Here is a 19,604-nt window from a genome sequence, read left to right on the forward strand (position 1 = left end):
CGCAAAAGCGAAGAATGTTTATGTATATCTAATGGATATGTTTAATTTACCCTGGTGATAGCTAATATTTAGCTATTTAGTCGTTTATGATTTTTGCTCAACCATATTCTCAGTGGCTTCATTGGGCTCATATTTAGCAATGCCAATACCGGTTGCCGCCCACAGTAGGGCAAAGATGACACCGCTGTAACAGAGGATTGCCCAGGGCAAGTAATCAAGCGTGGCAACGCCCAGCATAGTGGCGCAATAAACGCCTGAGGCAGACCAGGGGATAATCGGTTCGACAACGGTTCCGGCATCTTCAGTGGTTCGCGAGAGGTTTTTTGCCGCAAGACCTCGTTTTTTGTACTCCTCTTTAAAGGCATCACCGCACAGCAGCAACGGTAAGGTCCCATTTGCCGTGCAGGCACAGATGGTAAATGTCGTCACAATCGTGGTAGCCACCAGGCGGAATGTGGATTTAACGCCTTTTGTCAGCGCGTTTATCACGGTGTGCAACGAGCCTGTTGCACTCATTGCCCCGGCAAAGCTGAAGGCGCTGAAAACGGTAACGAAGCTGCTAAACATTGAAATAGCGCCGCCTCGCTCCAGTAAGCGGGAAACATCGGAAGACAGTGTCGGCAGATTATCTCCGGTAAGCATTGCGAGCTTAAAGCCACTGACCACGGATTCGCCGACAGAGGATGCCGTGAATTGCTGAAAGACTAACGCCAAAATCATTGAGACTATCGTAGATAAAAAGAGCATCGGAATGGGCGGTCTTTTTGACAGTGAGCCATATAAAACGATGATCGGCGGGAGTAGCAGCAGAATATTAAAGTGATAAATCTGACCAATAGAATTCATCAAGTTGGTAATGTTTTCAGGCGCGCTGGACGAGGCATCAATGCCCATGCCCATATAGCTGTAAACGACGCAGCAGATAATAAAACCCGGGCCGGTAGTCCACAGCAGGTGGCCGATATGCGAGTACAGGTTTACCCCGGCAGCCAGTGCAGCCATGTTGGTTGAATCAGAAACCGGTGAGAGCTTATCACCAAACCAGCAGCCTGAAACAATGGCACCAGCGGCAATGGGCAGCGAGACATTCAGACCAATCGCTACACCAATCATGGCAATACCAACGGTCCCGATAGAACCCCAGGAGGTACCGGTGCATACTGAGATTAGTGCTCCCAGCATAAATGCCGAAATATAGAAATACTGCGGATTAATCCACTTCAAACCATAATAAATCATCATTGGAATAGTGCCTGACACCATCCATGCGCCAATTAAGAAACCGATACTGGCGACGATTAATATGACCGGCAGCGCTTCAGATATTTTATTGCAAATAGATTGTAGAATGTCATCCCACGTGTAGCCGTGAGCGATGGCGATAAACGAGGCGGTTGCCGTTCCCATCAGGATCATGGGTTCAGCACGAATATTGAAGATAAAATATCCGATGCTAATCCCGCCCAGCATGACTACCATGGGTAAAACTGACCAAAAGAAAGACAATGGCTTTCTGTTGTTGGCGGTACAGTTATTTAATTCCATAATTCCATCCCAATCATTAATGGTTGAACACGTCAAATAAATACCTGCTACAGGTCACTCATGTCTGAGTAACATAGTTGCCAGAGCTCATGGCTGAACCCTATTTTATTAACTGCTGCAGATTATCTTTTTTGACCTGCTATTCTGGTGCTTATATTTTAGTAGTAAGGTAAGAGAACGTTTGGTGAATAAATTACCCCTCGGCATAAGGTGAATGATGTCGGCGTTGTTGACTCAATTTGCGATACTGCTGTGGCGGCATGCCGACGTATTTATGGAACGAGCTGTAAAATCGACTGCTGGAGCGAAATCCTGCAATTGTAGCGATATCCAGAATTGTTTTATCCGTATCGCTGAGTAAAGCCCGCACATGGTTGATGCGCATCGCGGTAATATACTGTTTCATCGTAAGTTGCATCACCCGGTGAAAAATACCCATCGCATAATTGGGATTGAGCTTAACGTGTTCGGCAATAGCATCAACCGTAAGCTGTTTGTCGCAGTTGGCGGCAATAAACTCCAGCATCTGGCTGACGTAAAACTGTGAATGCCGTGAAATACTGTTTTTCTGGGTACGCGACGTTTTGTTACCCAGTACCGGCCGCCAGCCAGCGAGGCTAAAGCGCTTGAGCATTAGCGCGATTTCATCAATGGCTAACTGGCGAATTTGTTCGTTATCGCTATTGAGTTCATTCTGCCAACGCTGTACTTCAAACGCGCTCAGCTGCTGTGAAGCCAACGAAGTAATCACCATCCCGTGGGTCACGTGATTAATCAGCTCCCTGTCCAGCGGCCAGGACAAAAACAGATGCATCGGTAAGTTGAAGATGGCCATCTGTTTACAGTGCCCGGCATCCGTGAGTTGATGGGGAGTACAGGCCCAGAACAAGGTGATAAAACCCTGTTTGCTCTTCACCACTTCGTCATTAAAAAGATACTCCACATCACCATCAAATGGCACGTTCACCTCAACCTGACCATGCCAGTGGCTGTAGGTCATAGCCAGCGGCGCCCGCAGTTCGACATCCATACGCTGATACTCGGAATAGAGCGCCAGCGGACTTCGCGACTTTTTCTCATAGCTACGACACATATGAGGGTCGAGCGGCAGCTGCGGGGTACTTTTTGCCATTATGGTTGGGTTCCTGGATAGTGATTCCGGCCATGGGGTAACGCCAAAGCATGAACATAGCTTAACCGAAAAAAAACGTCGTTTTCTCTCCATTTTCGCGAAGTTATTCCCAAAAACTCAGATCCTGTGCCTGTCGCTTGCCGATCTGAGATAGCGGGAATGGCGAGCTGTAATCTCAAAAACGCTCAATCTGGGGAGCCCATGGCAAAGCAACATCGTTTATTTGCCCATAAATCGGAGTTGAAGCGATAGCCAGTATTCAGCGAATACCGTACATTTTTATTTGTATCCACAGCTTAAGGAATCATCATGTCCAGGCTCCGTACTTTGGCCGCGGCGGTAGTTGCCGTTGCTGCGATGACGATGTGTGCCACTCCTGTGTTGGCTAACCCCGGTAATGGCAACGGAAATGGTAACAGTGGCAACCATGGTAATAGCGGGAACAAGGGGAATAGTGGTCATAGCCAGAAAGGACACGCGGACCAAAAAAATAACGCACAATCAGAACAGCGTAAAAATTATGGTAAGCCGGACCATGTTGATAGTGACATCAGCTATAACGTGGCCAGACAGTATGCTGTCAGATACGGTCTAACGGGCTATAAGTCACTGCCTCCAGGTATTGCCAAAAATCTGGCGCGAGGAAAACCGCTTCCTCCGGGGATCGCCAGGAAGAGCGTTCCGCCATCAATGTTGAATCAACTTCCGTATTACCCGGGCTATGAATGGCAGGTTATTGGCGATAATCTGGTGCTGATTGCACTGAGCACGGCGATTGTCACCGCTGTTATTAATGGTGTGTTTGATTAAGTTTCAACACCATGTCCAGACGAAAGGCCATGTTATTAACATGGCCTTTTTGTTGTGCATTATTCACTAAGGATCACCTGCATAGTCAAAGAATTATATTTTGCACATTTCCCAGTTAATATCTGATAGTTCCGACATGGATCACAATCGCAGTTAAATGAGTTGGCTTGCAGTTGGAGCATCTCCATTATGTGCCTTTTCTTAACAAGGATTACGTTTTATGAACATTCGGCCTCTCCTCGCCTTCACTTTTATCGGAATATTGTGGGGTGCGGGATCTTCACAGGGACAAGCAAAAGAGTGGAATAAAGAACCTGTGGCTGTTTTACAGCAGGGTGCTGAGGCGGGAAATGCGCAGGCGCAGTTTGTGCTTGCAACCGTGTACTTAAAAGGTAAAGAGGTAGAGCAGAATTTCAGTAAAGGCAGCGAGTGGCTGACCAAATCGGCTGAGCAGGGTAATGCGAGTGCCCAGCATCTGCTTGCACTGATGTACTACGAGGGCAAAGGCGGCCTGAAAGATGACAAGAAAGCGGCCGAATGGTTTAGCAAAGCGGCGGCCCAGGGGAATGTCGATGCCCAATACTATCTCGGTGTGCTGTATTTCGAAGGTAAGGGCGTGCAGCAGAATGACAAGAAAGCTGTTGAATGGCTGACCCGTGCGGCTGAGCAGGGCAATCTCGATGCGCGTTATCTGCTCGCCTTAGTCTACTTTGATGGTGAGGGTGCGCGCTGGTATGACGGTAAGGTCATTGAGTGGTTTGACAACGAAGTCGGAAAAGGCAATAAGCAGGCCGTCGAGTGGTTAAGCATTGCTGCCGAGCGCGGAAACTATCATGCCATTGAGTGGCTCCATCGTGCGGTTGAGAAGGGCAATCCTGACGCAAAGCGTTTCCTTGAAAGTAAGGCGTCGCTATTAGAGGGCTACAACACCGTTAAGTCATTGAGTAAAGCGGCTGAACGAGGGGATGCCAAAGCGCAGGGATTACTGGGCAGAAAGTACTTTGAAGGTGATGGTGTCGGTCTGGATACTGACAAAGCTTTCGCGCTGTTTAAACAGTCCGCCAGCAAAGGGGACGCGCTGGGCCAGAGCATGCTCGGCGCGATGTATTACCTTGGCGAGGGGGTTGGTGTGGCTCAGGACCACAAAAAAGCGTTTGAGCTGTTTAATCAGGCTGCTCTTCAAGGGGATATGCTGGCCCAGGGCATGCTTGGCATGATGTACGCAAAAGGAGAGGGAACGGCCCAGGACAATAAAAAAGCGGTGGAGTGGCTGGAGAAAGCCGCGGCCCAGGGAGATGCAGGCTCGCAAAAAGATCTTGGCTTGATGTATTTAGAAGGTAATGGCGTTGCCCAGGATGATAAAAAAGCCGCTGAGTGGTTTGAACAGGCCGCAAGAAAAGGAAATGCGGAAGCTCAGGGGATGCTGGGAACCATGTACCTTGAAGGCAAAGGGGTAACTCAGGATTATGCTCAGGCGTATATCTGGAGTGCGGTGGCCTTTGCTAATGGGAATTCTGATGCACAAAATGGACTGGATATCGCGCAGAAGAACCTGAATCCGACAGCTCTGAAAGAAGCTGACGATAAGGCCAGACGCTATTTCGAGCAGCATCGAAATCAATCGGCCCTGTAACGCGCTCGGTTGCACAGTATGGTTTTACGTGAGCCTCTTCGTTAAGAGGGGGAGGCTCACAAACCGTACAGTTTTATTTTTCTATAGAGCGTGGCAATGCTGATCCCCAGTTCTGTCGCGGCTTGTTTTTTCCCCTCAACGCTTGAGCCGAATCGCTGGATGACGTTTTCGATAGCTTCCCTTTCCGCCTGTTTTCCTTTGCTGGCAAGCTGACGGGGTTGCGCGGTCATCGTCGTTTTTCTACCGTCAGCGGCGGTGAGCAGGTAAGGGGGAAGATGGCTGGCGTTGATCCCGGCGGCTTCTCCGCGCATCACAAAAATGTATTCGATCACGTTGCGTAATTCACGAATGTTGCCCGGCCAGTGCCAGGCATAAAGGCGGTTAATAACGTCATCAGGCAGTTTTTGCGGTGGTCGCTGGTAACTGACCGAGAACTCATCGGCAAAATACTGTGCGAGGACCGCGATATCAGCCCGGCGTTCACGCAGGGAAGGAAGTACCAGAGGGACCACGTTCAGGCGATAGAAAAGATCTTCGCGAAACTGATTATTCTCCACCATCGCATTAATGTTTTTGTTGGTCGCGGCAATAATGCGCACATCAATATTGATGGTGTTATTAGAGCCAACGCGGGTGATCGCCTTTTCCTGCAAGACCCTGAGCAGCTTAGCCTGCAGATGCAACGGCATATCGCCAATTTCATCCAGAAACAGGCTGCCGCCGTTGGCCAGTTCAAATTTTCCCATTCGTCCTTTGGGATCGGCCCCGCTGAATGCGCCACGAACATAACCAAACAGTTCGCTTTCCAGCAGTTGTTCGGGGATAGCCGCGCAGTTGATTGTCACGAAAGGCGCGGCTTTACGTGGACTGCTTTGGTGAATGGCAAAAGCCACGACCTCCTTCCCCGAACCACTTTCCCCGGTGATGAGCACGCTGGCGTAACTGTTGGCGATTTTACCGATGGTGCTTCTGAGTTGCTCCATTGAGGGTGAGTGACCAATCAGTCGCACCTGCATGTCGGACTCATAAGGGGATGGAGTAAGGTTACTCAGGTAGTCGTGTGCATCACGAAAGATAACCATGGTTAAGCGATCGTTATCCTGTGAGGAGAGCGAAATTTGTTTGCACAGTACATGATGTTTCTGACCTTCAAGCGTCAGCCACGCTTCTTCATCGCCATACAGGCTATCCCCGGTTGTTTCAATGGTCAGTGGTAATCCCTGAACCTCACGGTTGAGGATGCGATCGGCTGAATGATTGGCATGCCAGATAAGACCCTTGCCATCAATTGCCACCACGCCGCGGTCCATAGCATCGATCAGACGCCGAAATGCGCCAAGCGTTTCCTGCGCGCGTAAACGCTCCAGGCATTCAAAGACCTTACTGGAGATCATTACGGCGATTTGCTCAATAAAGGTGACAAATTTATCAATCTGGCTCAGTAACGTGTCACGCTGTGCCTGGGTTGAGCAAATAATCCCGATCACGCCAATCACGCGATTATTGAGAAAAATTGGTGCGTTCAAATCCAGCATTTCAGAACAGTAGTGGTGTTTTTCACATAACTGGCACAGCGGATGCTCGCCGGGATTTTTGATCAGTACCGTTTCTCGCACCTGCAAAACGTGACGATAGATGTAGCCATTTTTGGCCACGTTCTCATTGAGCATATGCCGATATTTCCCGGTACCCGCGATGCGCATTAAAGATTCATCAATGATTTCAACGTCCGTGCCCGTTATGCCAGAAATAGCGTCGGCATAATTGCATATATCATCCTGAATATTGCTGAGTACTGAAATCATGGTACTTCTCCGGCAGTGTGTCGCATTTCTCAAGGAAAATGATAAATAGGCGAAGCAATGCAAAAATGATTTGCGAAAAATCAATCTATCACGCTGTTTTTGGATGTTTTTCTTATTTTATCTTCAGCGATCACACTATTTATCAATAATGAGAATTTATCAAAATGAGGCGATAAACTGACGCAGTGATATTTTTTGGTGTCAATTTTTATTTCTATTTAATTTATTGAAATTAAAGCCTTTATTAAAATATTCATAAGAATTTACTCGGTTAATAAAAAGCTGGTAAGCATTTTGCTCTATTGCCAATACCGATAACGGAAATATCTCTGTATTGCACCGATTACAGGGAATGAAATACCAGGACAATGAGGTTTTATGATGCAGGAAAACTTATCATTTTTTATTAACCAGACACCGTTTACCGAACATCCGAACGCGCCGTTGGCACCGTTTAGCCGCCAGGAACTGGTAAAAGCGTTGAATTTTCATCGGTCTATTCCGGGTTACGCGCCGACGCCGCTGTATACGCTACCGGCGCTTTCACAAAAACTGGGCGTTAAAAATATCTGCCTCAAAGATGAATCTCAGCGTTTTGGCCTGAAAGCCTTTAAAGCGCTGGGTGGCTCCTATGCGATGGCGTGCCATATCGCTGAATTAGTTGGTAAGGATATCAGCGAACTGCCGTTTGACGTGATGACCAGCGAAGAGGTACGCCACGATCTGCAAACCGTCACGTTTGCCACTACTACTGATGGCAACCACGGTCGCGGCGTGGCATGGATGGCGCGCCAACTGAAGCAAAACGCCGTGGTTTATATGCCGAAGGGTTCTTCGCAGCAACGTCTGGCCTCTATCCGTAACGAAGGCGCTACCGCTGAGATTGTCGATATGAACTACGACGATGCGGTTCGTATGACCGCAGAGCAGGCCGAAAAGTATGGCTGGATAGTGGTGCAGGATACCGCGTGGGAAGGATACGAAAAGATCCCGCAGTGGATTATGCAGGGCTACGGCACGCTGATGCTGGAGGCGATAGATCAGCTGCATCAGGTTGCGCCGACGCACATTTTTGTGCAGGCAGGCGTCGGCTCGTTTGCCGGAATGGTTCAGGGAATGGTGACGGCAGCCTGGGGGGAGAATCGCCCGAAAGTGATCGTCGCTGAAGCGTTAATTGCCGATTGCCTCTACCGCTCAGCCCGTTCGAAAGAGGGGGATGCCATTGCGGTGGGCGGTGATTTACAAACCGTGATGGCCGGTCTCGCCTGCGGTGAGGCGAACAGTATCGGCTGGAAACTGCTGCGCGATTATGCCAACGCATTTGCCTCCTGTCCTGATGAAGTTGCAGCGTTGGGCATGCGCATGTTGGGTAACCCGCTGGCAGGTGATCCACAGATTATTTCGGGTGAGTCAGGTGCGGTTACTACCGGTCTGCTGGCGCTGCTGATGACCTCGCCTGAACTGGCGCAAACGCGTGAGCAACTGGGGCTGGATGCGCACTCTCGTGTGCTGTTAGTCAGCACTGAAGGGGATACCGACCCGCAACAATATCTGGATATTGTCTGGGGCGGTCAGTACCCGGGCATCAACAAATAATTCCCTGATTGAGAGATATAACGGAGAAACCCATGTTATCTGCAAACCGCATTGAAGAAGTCATTAAAAACTGTCAGGCGCTGATCCAACAAAAAAGTTATTCCGGTCAGGAAGGGGAAGTGGTTAATGCCATAAAAACAATGATGCAGCATTACCAATTCGATGACATCCACGTTGATAAGTACGGCAACATTGTTGGCGGCATTGTCGGCAACCAGCCGGGGAAAACGCTGGTTCTCGATGGACATATCGATACCGTACCGGTGAACGAAGAGAAGTGGTCCTGCAATCCATACGGCGGCGATATTGAAGATGGCAAAATTTATGGTCGCGGCACAACTGACATGAAAGGTGCCGTGGCGGCGATGATCTCCGCCGTGGGCTTTTTCGGTCAGGACAATCAGCGAAATTTTGCCGGGAAAATCTACGTTGCGTGCATCGTGCATGAAGAGTGTTTTGAAGGTATTGCTGCCCGTCTGGTCAGCGAGCGCTATAAGCCAGACTACGTGATCATCGGTGAAGCTTCCGAGTTAAACCTGAAAATTGGTCAGCGTGGCCGTGCTGAGATTGTGGTCGAAACCTTTGGTAAGCCCGCGCACTCCGCTAACCCACAGGCGGGGATTAACGCGGTGTACAAAATGGCGCAATTGATCGACAAAATTCGCACGATCACGCCGCCGACGCATCCGGTTCTGGGGCCTGGCATTCTGGAACTGACCGACATTAAATCTTCGCCGTACCCGGGAGCCTCGGTGGTACCGGATTACTGTCGCGCAACCTACGATCGCCGTTTGCTGGTGGGTGAAACCAAAGAAAGCGTGATTGCTCCGCTGGAAAATGCGCTTGCTGAACTTATTGCTCAGGATCCGCAGTTTAAGGCCCGAGTGTCCTACGCGGTGGGTCAGGAGTCTTGCTATACCGGCGCCACGATTGAGGGAGAGCGTTTCTTCCCCGGCTGGGTGTACGACGAGTCCGACGAATTCGTGCAGGCAGCGTTGGCGGGCGTTCGCGAGGCTGGCTTTAATCCAACCATTACGCAGTACTCATTTTGTACCAACGGTAGCCACTATGCGGGCGAAGCGGGAATCAAAACCATCGGCTTCGGTCCTTCACGAGAAAACCTGGCACACACCATTGATGAGTATATCGAGATCGATCAGTTAACCGGCTCGGCCAGCGGCTATTACAGCATCATCCAGACACTCTATCGCCAATAAAAATAAAGATAACCACCTCTTACCTTACAGGCGGTGTCGCTCAGCAGCACCGCCATGGAGAATAACGATGAAAACCATTTTCAAAAACGGAAATGTAATCGATGGGACGGGCAGTGAAGGCAGGATTGCCGATGTGATGGTTGATGAAGGACGTATTGTCGAAATCGGTCAAATTGAGGTTGGCATCAATGAACAGGTAATTGATGCAACAGGAAAAATTATTTGCCCTGGCTTTATTGATACCCATACGCACTCTGACCTGTCGGCCATTATTAACCCCGCGCTGTCGGCAAAAATTCGTCAGGGTATTACCACCGAACTGTTGGGCCAGGACGGCGTCGCCTTAGCACCGCTACCTGAAGAATATATTCCAGCCTGGCGTAAAAATATCGCCGGGCTGGACGGTGACACCGACAAAATTGACTGGAAATATAAAAATACAGACGGTTATCTCAATCTGCTGGCATCGCGTCATCCGGCGACAAACCTCGCGTATTTAGTTCCTCATGGCAACGTGCGCATGGAAGCGATGGGTCTGGATGGGCGTCCTTCAACCCGTGAAGACGTGGCGAAGATGTGTGAAGTCCTTGAGCGGGAGCTAAAGGCTGGAGCATTTGGACTTTCCACTGGACTTATCTATATGCCTTGCGCCTTTGGTGATACTGCCGAAATGATTGAACTGTGTAAGGTCACGGCGAAATATGACGGGATCTTTGTGGTGCATCAGCGCAGTGAAGCTGACGATATTATCAACTCAACCCAGGAACTGATTGATATCGCCAAAGCCACTGGCGTCTGGCTACATATTTCGCATATGAAGGTTTGCGGCAAGAAAAACTGGGGGCTGATCGACCAGATGCTGGGCATGCTGGAACAGGCGCAGGAAGAGGGAATTCGTATCTCTTTCGACCAGTATCCGTATGTGGCGGGCAGTACGATGCTTGGCGTGATCCTGCCGCCCTGGGTTCACTCCGGTGGTACGGACAAATTACTTGAGCGTCTCGCCTCGCCCGAACTGCGCGCCAAAATGATTGATGATATTCAGCAGGGTATTCCTGGCTGGGATAACTTTATCGATTTTGCCGGCTTGGACCAGATTTTTGTCACCAGCGTGAAAACGGCAAAAAATCAGGATGCTGTCGGTTTGAACCTCGTCCAGTTGGGCGAGCTGCGCGGAAAAGATCCGTACAACGCCACCTTCGATCTGCTCTTTGAAGAGGAAAACGCCGTGGGGATGGTCGACTTCTACGGTACCGAAGAGCACGTGATTAAGTTTCTCTGTCGACCTGAGCAAAACGTCTGTACCGACGGCTTAATGGGGGCTGGCAAACCGCACCCGCGCGTGTTTGGCGCATTCCCTCGCGTACTCGGTAAATATGTCCGTGAAGAGGGATGTCTGAGCTGGGAAGCGGCAATCCGCAAGATGACGGGAAAACCTGCTGAAGTATTGGGTTTGCAGGATCGCGGACTGCTGAAGGTGGGTTATGCAGCGGATATTGTGATGTTCGATCCGAACACAATTACGGATAAAGGCACTTTTGTGGAACCCAATCAGTACCCGGAAGGGATTGAAATTGTCATGGTTAATGGGCGCATTGCCTTAATCAATGGCACGGAAAGTTATGCCTGTAGCGGTACGGTTATTAGAAAACAATATTAATAAATAACGCTAAACACGCATGGATCTATCGCGACTATTTATGGCCGCGGTAGATCACTACACCCTAAGGACATCACAATGAACCTACAAACGTCTTTACCTTCAGGTAAACCCAAGACCTGGAAAGCAAGATATACCGTCCTGACCCTGATCTGGCTGGCGTGGCTGCTCTCTTTTCTCGACAGAATGGTGATGAGCGTTTCGCTCCCTTATATTGGCAAAGATTTAAATCTTGATACGACTCAACAAGGTTTAATTATTAGCGCCTTTTTTATTGGTTATGCTGCGTTTCAAATTCCCGGTGGATTACTGGCGGATAAATTTGGCTCGCGCAAAATCATGGCCATTGGTATTGCATGGTGGTCTGTGTTCACCAGCTTAACCGGCGCTGTGCTGACGCTGCCGCTGATGTTAGCAGTACGATTCTTCTTTGGTATCGGTGAGGGATGTTTCCCGTCGGCCTCATGGAAGATGATATCAACCTATTTCCCGTCGAAAGAGCGTGGTCGCGCCACGGCGATTCAGTCAACGGTTAACACCTTAGGCCCAGCGCTGGCGGTAGTTGTGGCGGCAAGCATCATCGGGGCATTTGGCTGGCACATGGTTTTTATCGTGCTGGGTATTCCCGGTCTGTTTATCGCGGCAGGTATCTACTTATTTACGCGTGACAACCCGAAAGATCACCCTGCTATTACGCAGCAAGACCTGGCGGAGCTGGCTGCTGACGATCAGGGGAGCCTGCAAAACACCAGCGCTATCGCGTTTAAAGACGTACTCAAAATGCCAGTGCTCTGGCAAATGGCCAGTATCTGGTTTTTGTTTGATATTACCTTCTGGGGTTTTTCAACCTGGCTACCAAGCTACCTGATTACCGTACGAGAGTTTTCTCTGGCAAAGACCGGCGTCATGGCGGCCATTCCCTTCCTGTTCGGGGCTGGCGGAACATTATTAGGCGGTTATTGCTCAGACAAATTCAAACCCCAGCGTAAAACGCTGTATGTCGTAACCTCTGTTATTGCCGCGGGATTCCTGTATCTGACTTTCAGCGTGAGCAGTGCAGATATGGCGGTGGTTTATCAGTGTGTCTCAGCCCTGTTCATGTTCTTTGCCATGGCGACGTTCTGGGGCATTCTGATGGATACGATCCCGAGCAACATCATGGGGCGGGCATCCGGTATTGTTAACTTTGGCGGCCAGATGGCAGGAGTTGTATCAGCGCCGATCATCGGCTGGCTTATCCAAAGCAGCGGCGGAAGCTATAACAGCGCCTTTATCTTTATGATTGCTGCACTGTTGTGCTCAGCTGTCGTTACACTGACAGTCAAAAGCTCGCAGGCAGTGGGAGCGTTGCCCAGTAAAGCCTGATTAATGTCTCTCTCTTGTGGCTCTGCTGTTCCATAGCCACATTAAGGATGACGGAAATAAGTGATTTAGAGCCTATCCCATTAGGCTCTTAGTGGAAACTCAGGAATCGGTTTGAAAGAAATGCAGAGGATCTTTTAATCGTTTTCTCTAAGGAAAACAGTATAGGATTTTGTAAACTACAAAAATGAGATGTTTTGTTATCTCTTTTATCTATAACAGGAAAGGGGTAAAAAACCTTATTTTTAGGGAAGCATTCTGTATAAATGCTCATATGGTTTAATACTTCACTGTTCAATGGTTTGGCCTTGTTACATATCTCGTTGGCGAATGCGCTGCATTTGCTGCAATTACAACGACATGCAGAATAGTCAGTCGAGATGAGGGAATCATTATTGCCAATGTTAAATCCTAGCTTTCCTCGCCGGATATAAGCATCCATTATTCCACTGGCTTCATATTTTAGCAGTAATCCCTCCCGTTCACTCCGCGTTAAAGATGGCGATAATATGTAACTCAGCAATAAGGTGGTTCTTTCATTTATGGATGGATATAGATTTAAATTGTTGATCTGTTTCGTCTTAATGATGAAATAGGACGCGATGACAAAGCCAAGGCATCGAGCGGTACTCATCTGCAGATCCCAGTTGTCTTTTTGTACGGTATATTCGTAAGTTACAGGCATGAGTGAATGTTCGTACGCTAGAAAGTCGGCAATAAACTCCATGGTCCTGATATACGGAAGTTGGTTGCCATTCATCTTGATGTATTGATGCTGGCAACACATCAAATGAACCAATTCATGAAAGAAAACGAAGTTCATAAAAGAGCGGGCGGTGTTAAGAGATACCTCTACTGAATGTATGTCAACGCGATTGGCTATAATACATAGCGCTGTATCGGCTAAGGCTGTGTGTTTAAATATGGAGGCAAGATCGAGACTGATGTTTAAGTTGTATGTTCCTGCAACAATAATTACCCATGAATAGAATCTGTGATTAATTGCAATATATGCAATATCTTCGTGGATAACTATCTGGATTAATGGTTCATTTTCGTTCACAAAACCCCATACGGTTTTGTTCACCGGGATGAGAGAGTCTTTACCCAACCAGGCTTCGATCATCAAATCCAGGTCAGTAAATGAGTACCATGTAATATCGGTATCAATATTTTCAGGTGAACACCAGGATTGATAAGGCCATGCGTCAGGCATTGTGTCAGGGAATACAACATTGTTTAATGATTCTCGTATTTGATTCATTTTGCTATACGCCATCAATCAATTGCTTTGCTTACTACCAGAAGAGAAGCGTAAGTTGCTGTTCTGGTAACCTATTTTTCTCCTTAGAATGTGAAAATGGTGCTTTTAACGTTGGCCGGTTTTTCTTCCCGCCAGGTTGTGCCAGTGTACGATCCCTCTGTGTTTACAGTTTCTCCAAAATTCAGGTTAGTAAAATTGTTATCACCCGAAAGTATGAAAAAATGCTCTATCTTATTTTTTTAGCAGCGCATCGATGTAACCTGGAAATTTGAAATGCGCTATTTCTGCTTTATTTAAGCATAAAGACAAGTGTAGGATAATTTCATATAGAAATAAAATTAACAAAAAACTGTCGTAGGCAACGTATTGAAAAATAATATTTGTTTGTAATGTAAAGTTGCTGGCATAGAAATGTGCATGGGAATGTTCAACGTAAGCGGCTATTTGATAGCGGCTTTCCACCATGCCACCCTAACGGAATGATCGTCAGATGAGGGGTGTTTTTTGTATTTTTACGGTTCTAATGCTTACTACCCTATTGATATTAATAGCTTTGTTAAGAATGAACTCTAATAAATGAAAGACCTGTCCTACATGTGTAGGAATTTTCCTTTACGTTGTGTTAATGATTTGATATTTACAAAGGTTCAAAGTTTAATTTTTGTAAATCAAAATGTTATTTTTATGATTTATTCATTCGAATTATGAAAAAATAATAAAATATACGCGTGGCTATGCTAGAATTTTCCTCTTAAAGTCTTGCGTTTATAAAACATAATATTGAAGACTCATCTGCTCTATAGCCATCGCCTCTCTTTATTTATCGGGATTCTTATACGCAATGAACGCGATAATCGTTGACGATCACCCATTGGCTCGCATTGCCATCCGCAACTTACTCGATACCAATGGTATCGCTGTGACCACCGAACTCGACAGTGGGGATCAAGTGGTTCAAACCGTTGAAAAAACTAAACCGGAGTTGTTGATTATCGATGTGGATATTCCGGGTATCAGTGGCATCGAAGTGCTGGAGCAGCTGAGAAAGCGGCACTATGCTGGTGTAATCATTATCATTTCAGCCAAAAATGAATTTTTTTACGGCAAACGTAGCGCCGAATACGGTGCTAACGGATTTGTGAGTAAAAAAGAAGGTATGAATAATATTCTTGCCGCAATTGAAGCAGCAAAAAATGGCTATAGCTATTTTCCCTTTTCCCTTGAGCACTTTACTGGTTCATCCGTCAGCGAGCAGGATAAGCTTGATACGTTGTCGAACCAGGAAATGAGAGTATTGCGTTATATCCTTAATGGCATGGATTACAGCACAATTGCCAGCAAAATGAATATCAGTAATAAAACGGTAAGTACCTATAAAAGCCGGTTGATGGAAAAATTAGATTGTTCATCATTAATGGAAATTTATGATTATGCGCAGAGAAATAAAATAGGATAGAGTAATGCTGGAACGCTTTTTTATTTTTTTGATGGTCATCTTTACCATCGGGTTGTCTACGGGTGTAAGCTCAGCTCGGCAAGTTGAGCTAAAAAGTAACTATAATACCTCAGTGCAAAATATCGGTTTGAACAGGGAAGAAACAAACTGGTTAGCGCATAAAAAAACCTTGGTTGTTGGCACCTGGTTACCGGAAGTCTCCCCCATTGTTTATCAAAATAGCGGTGAATATTATCGGGGCGTCAACGCGGATTACCTTGCGTTAATGCAAAAGAACCTCAATCTAAAAATCATTATAAAGCAGTATGATAATGAGCAAGAGGCGCTGGCCGCGCTCGCCAATAACGATGTTGATACGCTGATAACCCAACTGTCCCGACGCCAGGATGTTGGCGGGAATTTGTTGCGTACTTCGGCATTGCTGACCACGTGGCCGACGCTTGTAACATCGCTAAAAAACACTATGCTGCCGCTGACCTCGAACCATCAGGTTAGCGTCGCGTGTGTGCGGGATTGCCCTTTTCTCGATGTTATCCAGGGGGCTTTTCCTGAGGCTAAAGTCTCATTTTATGACGACGAGTATCAGGCTATGGCGTCGGTAGTGAATGGCGATAACCAATATTATATTGGTAACAATATCACCAGCAGTCATTGTATCTCTCGATACTTCTCACAATCACTGGTTATTACGCACTACTTTGATAAGCAAGAACAATATAATTATTTTGTCGTTAACGAAGATCAGCCTGTATTAAGAAATATTCTTGATGGTTTCATTACGTCAATCAGTAATGAAATTCATATGCAAGTCATGCAGAACTGGCTGAACCGCGGCAACCTTGCCTATCTGAATGCGCCTATTCCTTTCACCGATCAGGAAAAAGCGTGGTTGAAGAAAAAGCATGTTATCCGCATTTTAATCAACCCAGATTACTCGCCCTATACGCTGGTCGATCGCAGTGGTGAGTTACGCGGTATTATTGGTGATTTGCTGAATATTATTCATCTGCAAACGGGGCTCGATTTTGAACCCATTTTAGCTAGCTCCAAAAGTGAGCAGACAAAGCAAATAAGCGGCGAACAGTGGGATATGTATCCCACTATCACGCTAACTCATCAAAACCCGAGCAATTCGGCCTTTAGCGATCCGCTGATGAATGTGGCATTTGTGATGATCACTTCCCGTGAGGAAACCGCCGAATCGCTACTGGAGAAGCCGATACGTATTGCTTTGCCTGCCGGGCATGTGCTGGAAAGTGAGCTGAAGCAACGCTATCCGCAGGCCACTTGGGTGAATGCGGATACTGGCAGTGTTGCGATGGCCATGGTTAAGGAGGGCAGCGTTGATGCGGCAATCGCTACCGAATTGTCGGCAAGATTTATGGTCGATCATTACTACCAGAAAAATATGCACTTTTTTAGGCTTCCAGATATGCCTGGTGCGTCGGTAAGTTTTGCAATCTCTCCCCGCGAGCCGATGTTGAAGTCTGTTATGGATAAAGCGCTACAGGCCATACCGCCACGTGAAATTTTGCAGATGACGGAGAGGTGGTCGAAAATTTCCAATACGCAGGTCGATTTCTGGAGTCGATATAGCAAACAGTTCTATCAACTGGGGATATTCGCGCTGCTGCTGATAGCAATTAGCCTGATCTGGGGGATCTCACTCTCCCGTGAGGTAAATAAAAGGAAACAATCGCAGCGGCTACTGGAAGAGCAGCTTCATCTCAAAGAAGCATTATCTCAAGAACTGGAAAACGAAAAGAATAAAGCGATTGAAGCAACCAAGGCCAAAAGTCGCTTTCTGGCGAGTATGAGCCATGAATTACGTACTCCGGTAAGTTCGATTGTTGGCTTTGTGGAATTACTGTCGAGTTCAGAACTCAGCCCGGCACAGCGAAAAGAGGCGATTGCCCTTACCGGGGCGACGGCCCAGTCATTGCTTGGGCTGATCGGTAAGATTCTGGATGTGGATAAGATTGAGTCTGGTAAATACCAGGTTGTTCCTCAATGGACGGATCTCTCGCAACTCATTGAATTGCAGTGCCACTCTTTCGATGCCTTAGCCAGACAGAAAGGCATTACGCTTGCCTGTGTTAGTCAGTTGCCGGCGAACGAGCGGGTATTTGTCGATCAGCAGGCTTTGCGGCAAATTCTCACCAACCTGGTGGGTAATGCGTTGAAGTTTACCGAGCAGGGCAGCATTCATGTGACGGCCCGTTTGATGCCTGAGGGGGAGAATCACGGTACCCTGACTATTGCCATTAGCGACACCGGTTGCGGTATTAGTGAAGAGGAGCAGGCGGGGCTGTTTCAGCGTTACGCTCAGGGACGCTGCGGGCGTCAACAAACCGGTTCTGGACTGGGGTTATTTATCTGCAAAGAACTGGTGACGTTGATGGGTGGGACGCTGGAGTTGATGAGCGTCCCGTTGCAAGGAACCACGTTTACCATAACGCTGCCGGTTGAAACAGCTCGACAGTCGATTGTATCGGATGGCGATGCGCCCGGTACTTTGTTACCGCTTCCGTGTCTGTCTATTTTGATAGCTGACGATAATCCAACCAATCGCCTGCTGCTCAAGCGACAGTTGAATGCCATTGGCTACAGCGTGGATGAAGCGTGTGATGGGGAGGAAGCAGAAGCCAAACTGGCGAAGAAATCGTACGATCTGCTGATAACCGATGTAAATATGCCGAAAAAAGACGGGTTTGATCTCGCGGCTTCGCTACGTCGTCAACAGCCGAATTTACAAATATGGGGACTGACGGCCAGCGCACTTCCACAGTCACGCGATCGATGCCTGCAAAATGGTATGAACTTGTGCCTGTTCAAGCCTGTGTCGATTCAGACACTGACCCACGAATTGAGTAAAATCGAAACCGGTTATGCATCTCCTTGTACAATCCGGCATTTGAAATTCAATGTGTTGACGGAAAATACCGGCGGCGATCGCGCACTGATGAACGAGATTCTCGAGACATTTCGCGAGGCAACGCTGAATGATATACAAGCGGCAGAGAAAGCCGTTCTGCAAGATGAACCTCAGCTGTTTTTGCGAGCCCTTCACCGGTTGCATGGTTCGGCGCAAATTCTGGGTATCACTGCGCTACAGAACCTGTGCGACCCTTTCGAATCCAGACGACATGACGATCTTTCTCTGTCAGAACGCGAGGAGGCATTGCAGAAGATCATTGCTGTTATGCGGGAAATTGAGATTGAGATAGACAGTCTGATTAGCCATTAATCCCCCTGATCGGGTAGCTGTAGCTGCCCGATCAGGAGAGAAAGTCCTGGTTCAACACTCCGTAGTGCTGAGTACTACTGGCCTGCGCCGATCATCTCGCTATCGACCACAATGCCATCTTCAGCACCTTTTAACACAAGGTTTGCTTCATAGTATTTACCGGAAGTCAGCAGTTTTTGCGCGCTGGCAACGGCTTTACGAGTCTGATTCAGAGGCATCAGGTATTGGGTCTGAAGCACGCTGATACCAGCCAGTTGCAGAGTATCCACTGCACCTTTCCAGTCGCCTTTGGCCATTTTGCCATTCGCTGTTTTGATAGCGGATTCTTTGGCCGGAGTCGCAATATAGTCTTCTGACAGCGCGACCGTAGCGTTAATAACCACGTACTGATCGTCAATCATCTTGGCTTTAGGCGCAGCTTTTACAAATTTCGCCCAATCTTTGCTGTCGCCTGCCAGCAGGGAAGCCGCGTCATCGGTTAATTTTTTAGCGCTGTCAGGCTGTCCATGAAACAGGGCCAGACGAGCAAGCTGAATATCACGCATCGCATTTGCGCCTTGCACTGCGACCTGCATAACATCGGCAGCTTCTTTTTGTACATTTGCGGTAGCAGCTTGCGCCGGAGTGGTTGTGGTAGCAGTAGCAGCCATCACTGGTGCTGAACCCATCATGGTTGCAAGCACACCCGCAAGAATAATCTTTTTCATTACTTTCTCCTGAATAAATTTGGTATATGTCACCAAACGCAATAAGCATATTAAATAATGTTAAAGAGAGGAATCAGAGCCAAGATAGAATAATGACCGTTTAATCCTACAAGTGTCAGATGTCTGACATGTGTAGGAATATACGCATAGCGACATTCTCTTGTTCTTAT

13 protein-coding genes are annotated in these 19,604 nt (G+C 47.6%); 8 read left to right on the plus strand and 5 right to left on the minus strand.

Annotated elements, in window-relative coordinates; all coding sequences use genetic code 11:
• Positions 1-84: 84 nt before the first annotated feature.
• Positions 85-1,545 (minus strand): Na+/H+ antiporter NhaC, encoded by a 1,461-nt coding sequence (gene nhaC, locus OGY08_RS21425; protein WP_032944663.1) that lies wholly within the window; start codon positions 1,543-1,545, stop codon positions 85-87.
• Between the two features lie 193 nt (positions 1,546-1,738).
• Positions 1,739-2,677, minus strand: coding sequence for a transcriptional regulator MelR (gene melR, locus OGY08_RS21430; RefSeq protein ID WP_003826064.1), 939 nt, complete (start codon positions 2,675-2,677; stop codon positions 1,739-1,741).
• Positions 2,678-2,986: 309 nt separating this feature from the next.
• Between melR and OGY08_RS21435 the strand changes: the two genes are divergently transcribed.
• Both OGY08_RS21435 and OGY08_RS21440 read left to right on the plus strand, forming a co-directional pair.
• Positions 2,987-3,487, plus strand: coding sequence for an anti-virulence regulator CigR family protein (locus OGY08_RS21435; protein WP_048215725.1), 501 nt, complete (start codon positions 2,987-2,989; stop codon positions 3,485-3,487).
• Between the two features lie 220 nt (positions 3,488-3,707).
• A complete protein-coding gene (locus OGY08_RS21440) occupies positions 3,708-5,120 on the plus strand; it encodes a tetratricopeptide repeat protein (RefSeq protein WP_125363093.1) in 1,413 nt (470 codons plus the stop codon).
• 56 nt (positions 5,121-5,176) lie between these two features.
• Here the strand turns inward: OGY08_RS21440 and OGY08_RS21445 are convergent, their stop codons facing one another.
• On the minus strand, positions 5,177-6,925 hold the full coding sequence (locus OGY08_RS21445) for a sigma-54 interaction domain-containing protein (protein ID WP_057067643.1): 1,749 nt from the start codon (positions 6,923-6,925) through the stop codon (positions 5,177-5,179).
• A 381-nt stretch (positions 6,926-7,306) separates the two neighbouring features.
• On the opposite strand from OGY08_RS21445, the gene dpaL reads away from it, so the two are divergent.
• The 4 genes from dpaL (at position 7,307) to OGY08_RS21465 (ending at position 12,763) form a co-directional block, all read left to right on the plus strand.
• Positions 7,307-8,521 carry a diaminopropionate ammonia-lyase gene (gene dpaL, locus OGY08_RS21450; protein WP_057067664.1) on the plus strand — a complete coding sequence of 405 codons (1,215 nt, stop codon included), beginning with the start codon at positions 7,307-7,309 and terminating at the stop codon, positions 8,519-8,521.
• Positions 8,522-8,553: 32 nt separating this feature from the next.
• A complete protein-coding gene (locus OGY08_RS21455) occupies positions 8,554-9,738 on the plus strand; it encodes a YgeY family selenium metabolism-linked hydrolase (RefSeq protein WP_125363092.1) in 1,185 nt (394 codons plus the stop codon).
• A gap of 67 nt (positions 9,739-9,805) precedes the next feature.
• On the plus strand, positions 9,806-11,398 hold the full coding sequence (locus OGY08_RS21460; protein ID WP_008785573.1) for an N-acyl-D-amino-acid deacylase family protein: 1,593 nt from the start codon (positions 9,806-9,808) through the stop codon (positions 11,396-11,398).
• Between the two features lie 78 nt (positions 11,399-11,476).
• Complete coding sequence (locus tag OGY08_RS21465; RefSeq protein ID WP_032944659.1) at positions 11,477-12,763, plus strand: MFS transporter; 1,287 nt, start codon at positions 11,477-11,479, stop codon at positions 12,761-12,763.
• An 88-nt stretch (positions 12,764-12,851) separates the two neighbouring features.
• On the opposite strand, the gene OGY08_RS21470 is transcribed toward OGY08_RS21465, so the two are convergent.
• A complete protein-coding gene (locus OGY08_RS21470) occupies positions 12,852-14,024 on the minus strand; it encodes a hypothetical protein (protein ID WP_279850941.1) in 1,173 nt (390 codons plus the stop codon).
• Between the two features lie 841 nt (positions 14,025-14,865).
• On the opposite strand from OGY08_RS21470, the gene evgA reads away from it, so the two are divergent.
• Positions 14,866-15,480 (plus strand): acid-sensing system DNA-binding response regulator EvgA, encoded by a 615-nt coding sequence (gene evgA / locus OGY08_RS21475; RefSeq protein WP_008785570.1) that lies wholly within the window; start codon positions 14,866-14,868, stop codon positions 15,478-15,480.
• A 4-nt stretch (positions 15,481-15,484) separates the two neighbouring features.
• Positions 15,485-18,727, plus strand: a complete 3,243-nt coding sequence (locus tag OGY08_RS21480; protein WP_279850940.1) for an ATP-binding protein — start codon at positions 15,485-15,487, stop codon at positions 18,725-18,727.
• Positions 18,728-18,801: 74 nt separating this feature from the next.
• On the opposite strand, the gene OGY08_RS21485 is transcribed toward OGY08_RS21480, so the two are convergent.
• Positions 18,802-19,434, minus strand: a complete 633-nt coding sequence (locus OGY08_RS21485; RefSeq protein WP_003826081.1) for a YfdX family protein — start codon at positions 19,432-19,434, stop codon at positions 18,802-18,804.
• Positions 19,435-19,604 lie beyond the last annotated feature (170 nt).

The sequence above is a fragment of the Citrobacter sp. Cpo069 genome (genome assembly GCF_030332785.1).
GTDB classification, from domain to species: Bacteria; Pseudomonadota; Gammaproteobacteria; order Enterobacterales; family Enterobacteriaceae; genus Citrobacter; species Citrobacter portucalensis.

Excerpts from the sequence above, each read along its gene's own strand:
- OGY08_RS21485 (WP_003826081.1), bottom strand. The coding sequence starts at position 19,434 with ATGAAAAAGATTATTCTTGCGGGTGTGCTTGCAACCATGATGGGTTCA.
- OGY08_RS21440 (WP_125363093.1), top strand. The coding sequence starts at position 3,708 with ATGAACATTCGGCCTCTCCTCGCCTTCACTTTTATCGGAATATTGTGG.
- OGY08_RS21480 (WP_279850940.1), top strand. The coding sequence starts at position 15,485 with ATGCTGGAACGCTTTTTTATTTTTTTGATGGTCATCTTTACCATCGGG.
- evgA (WP_008785570.1), top strand. The coding sequence starts at position 14,866 with ATGAACGCGATAATCGTTGACGATCACCCATTGGCTCGCATTGCCATC.
- OGY08_RS21465 (WP_032944659.1), top strand. The coding sequence starts at position 11,477 with ATGAACCTACAAACGTCTTTACCTTCAGGTAAACCCAAGACCTGGAAA.
- melR (WP_003826064.1), bottom strand. The coding sequence starts at position 2,677 with ATGGCAAAAAGTACCCCGCAGCTGCCGCTCGACCCTCATATGTGTCGT.
- nhaC (WP_032944663.1), bottom strand. The coding sequence starts at position 1,545 with ATGGAATTAAATAACTGTACCGCCAACAACAGAAAGCCATTGTCTTTC.
- OGY08_RS21455 (WP_125363092.1), top strand. The coding sequence starts at position 8,554 with ATGTTATCTGCAAACCGCATTGAAGAAGTCATTAAAAACTGTCAGGCG.
- OGY08_RS21445 (WP_057067643.1), bottom strand. The coding sequence starts at position 6,925 with ATGATTTCAGTACTCAGCAATATTCAGGATGATATATGCAATTATGCC.
- OGY08_RS21460 (WP_008785573.1), top strand. The coding sequence starts at position 9,806 with ATGAAAACCATTTTCAAAAACGGAAATGTAATCGATGGGACGGGCAGT.
- dpaL (WP_057067664.1), top strand. The coding sequence starts at position 7,307 with ATGCAGGAAAACTTATCATTTTTTATTAACCAGACACCGTTTACCGAA.
- OGY08_RS21435 (WP_048215725.1), top strand. The coding sequence starts at position 2,987 with ATGTCCAGGCTCCGTACTTTGGCCGCGGCGGTAGTTGCCGTTGCTGCG.
- OGY08_RS21470 (WP_279850941.1), bottom strand. The coding sequence starts at position 14,024 with ATGAATCAAATACGAGAATCATTAAACAATGTTGTATTCCCTGACACA.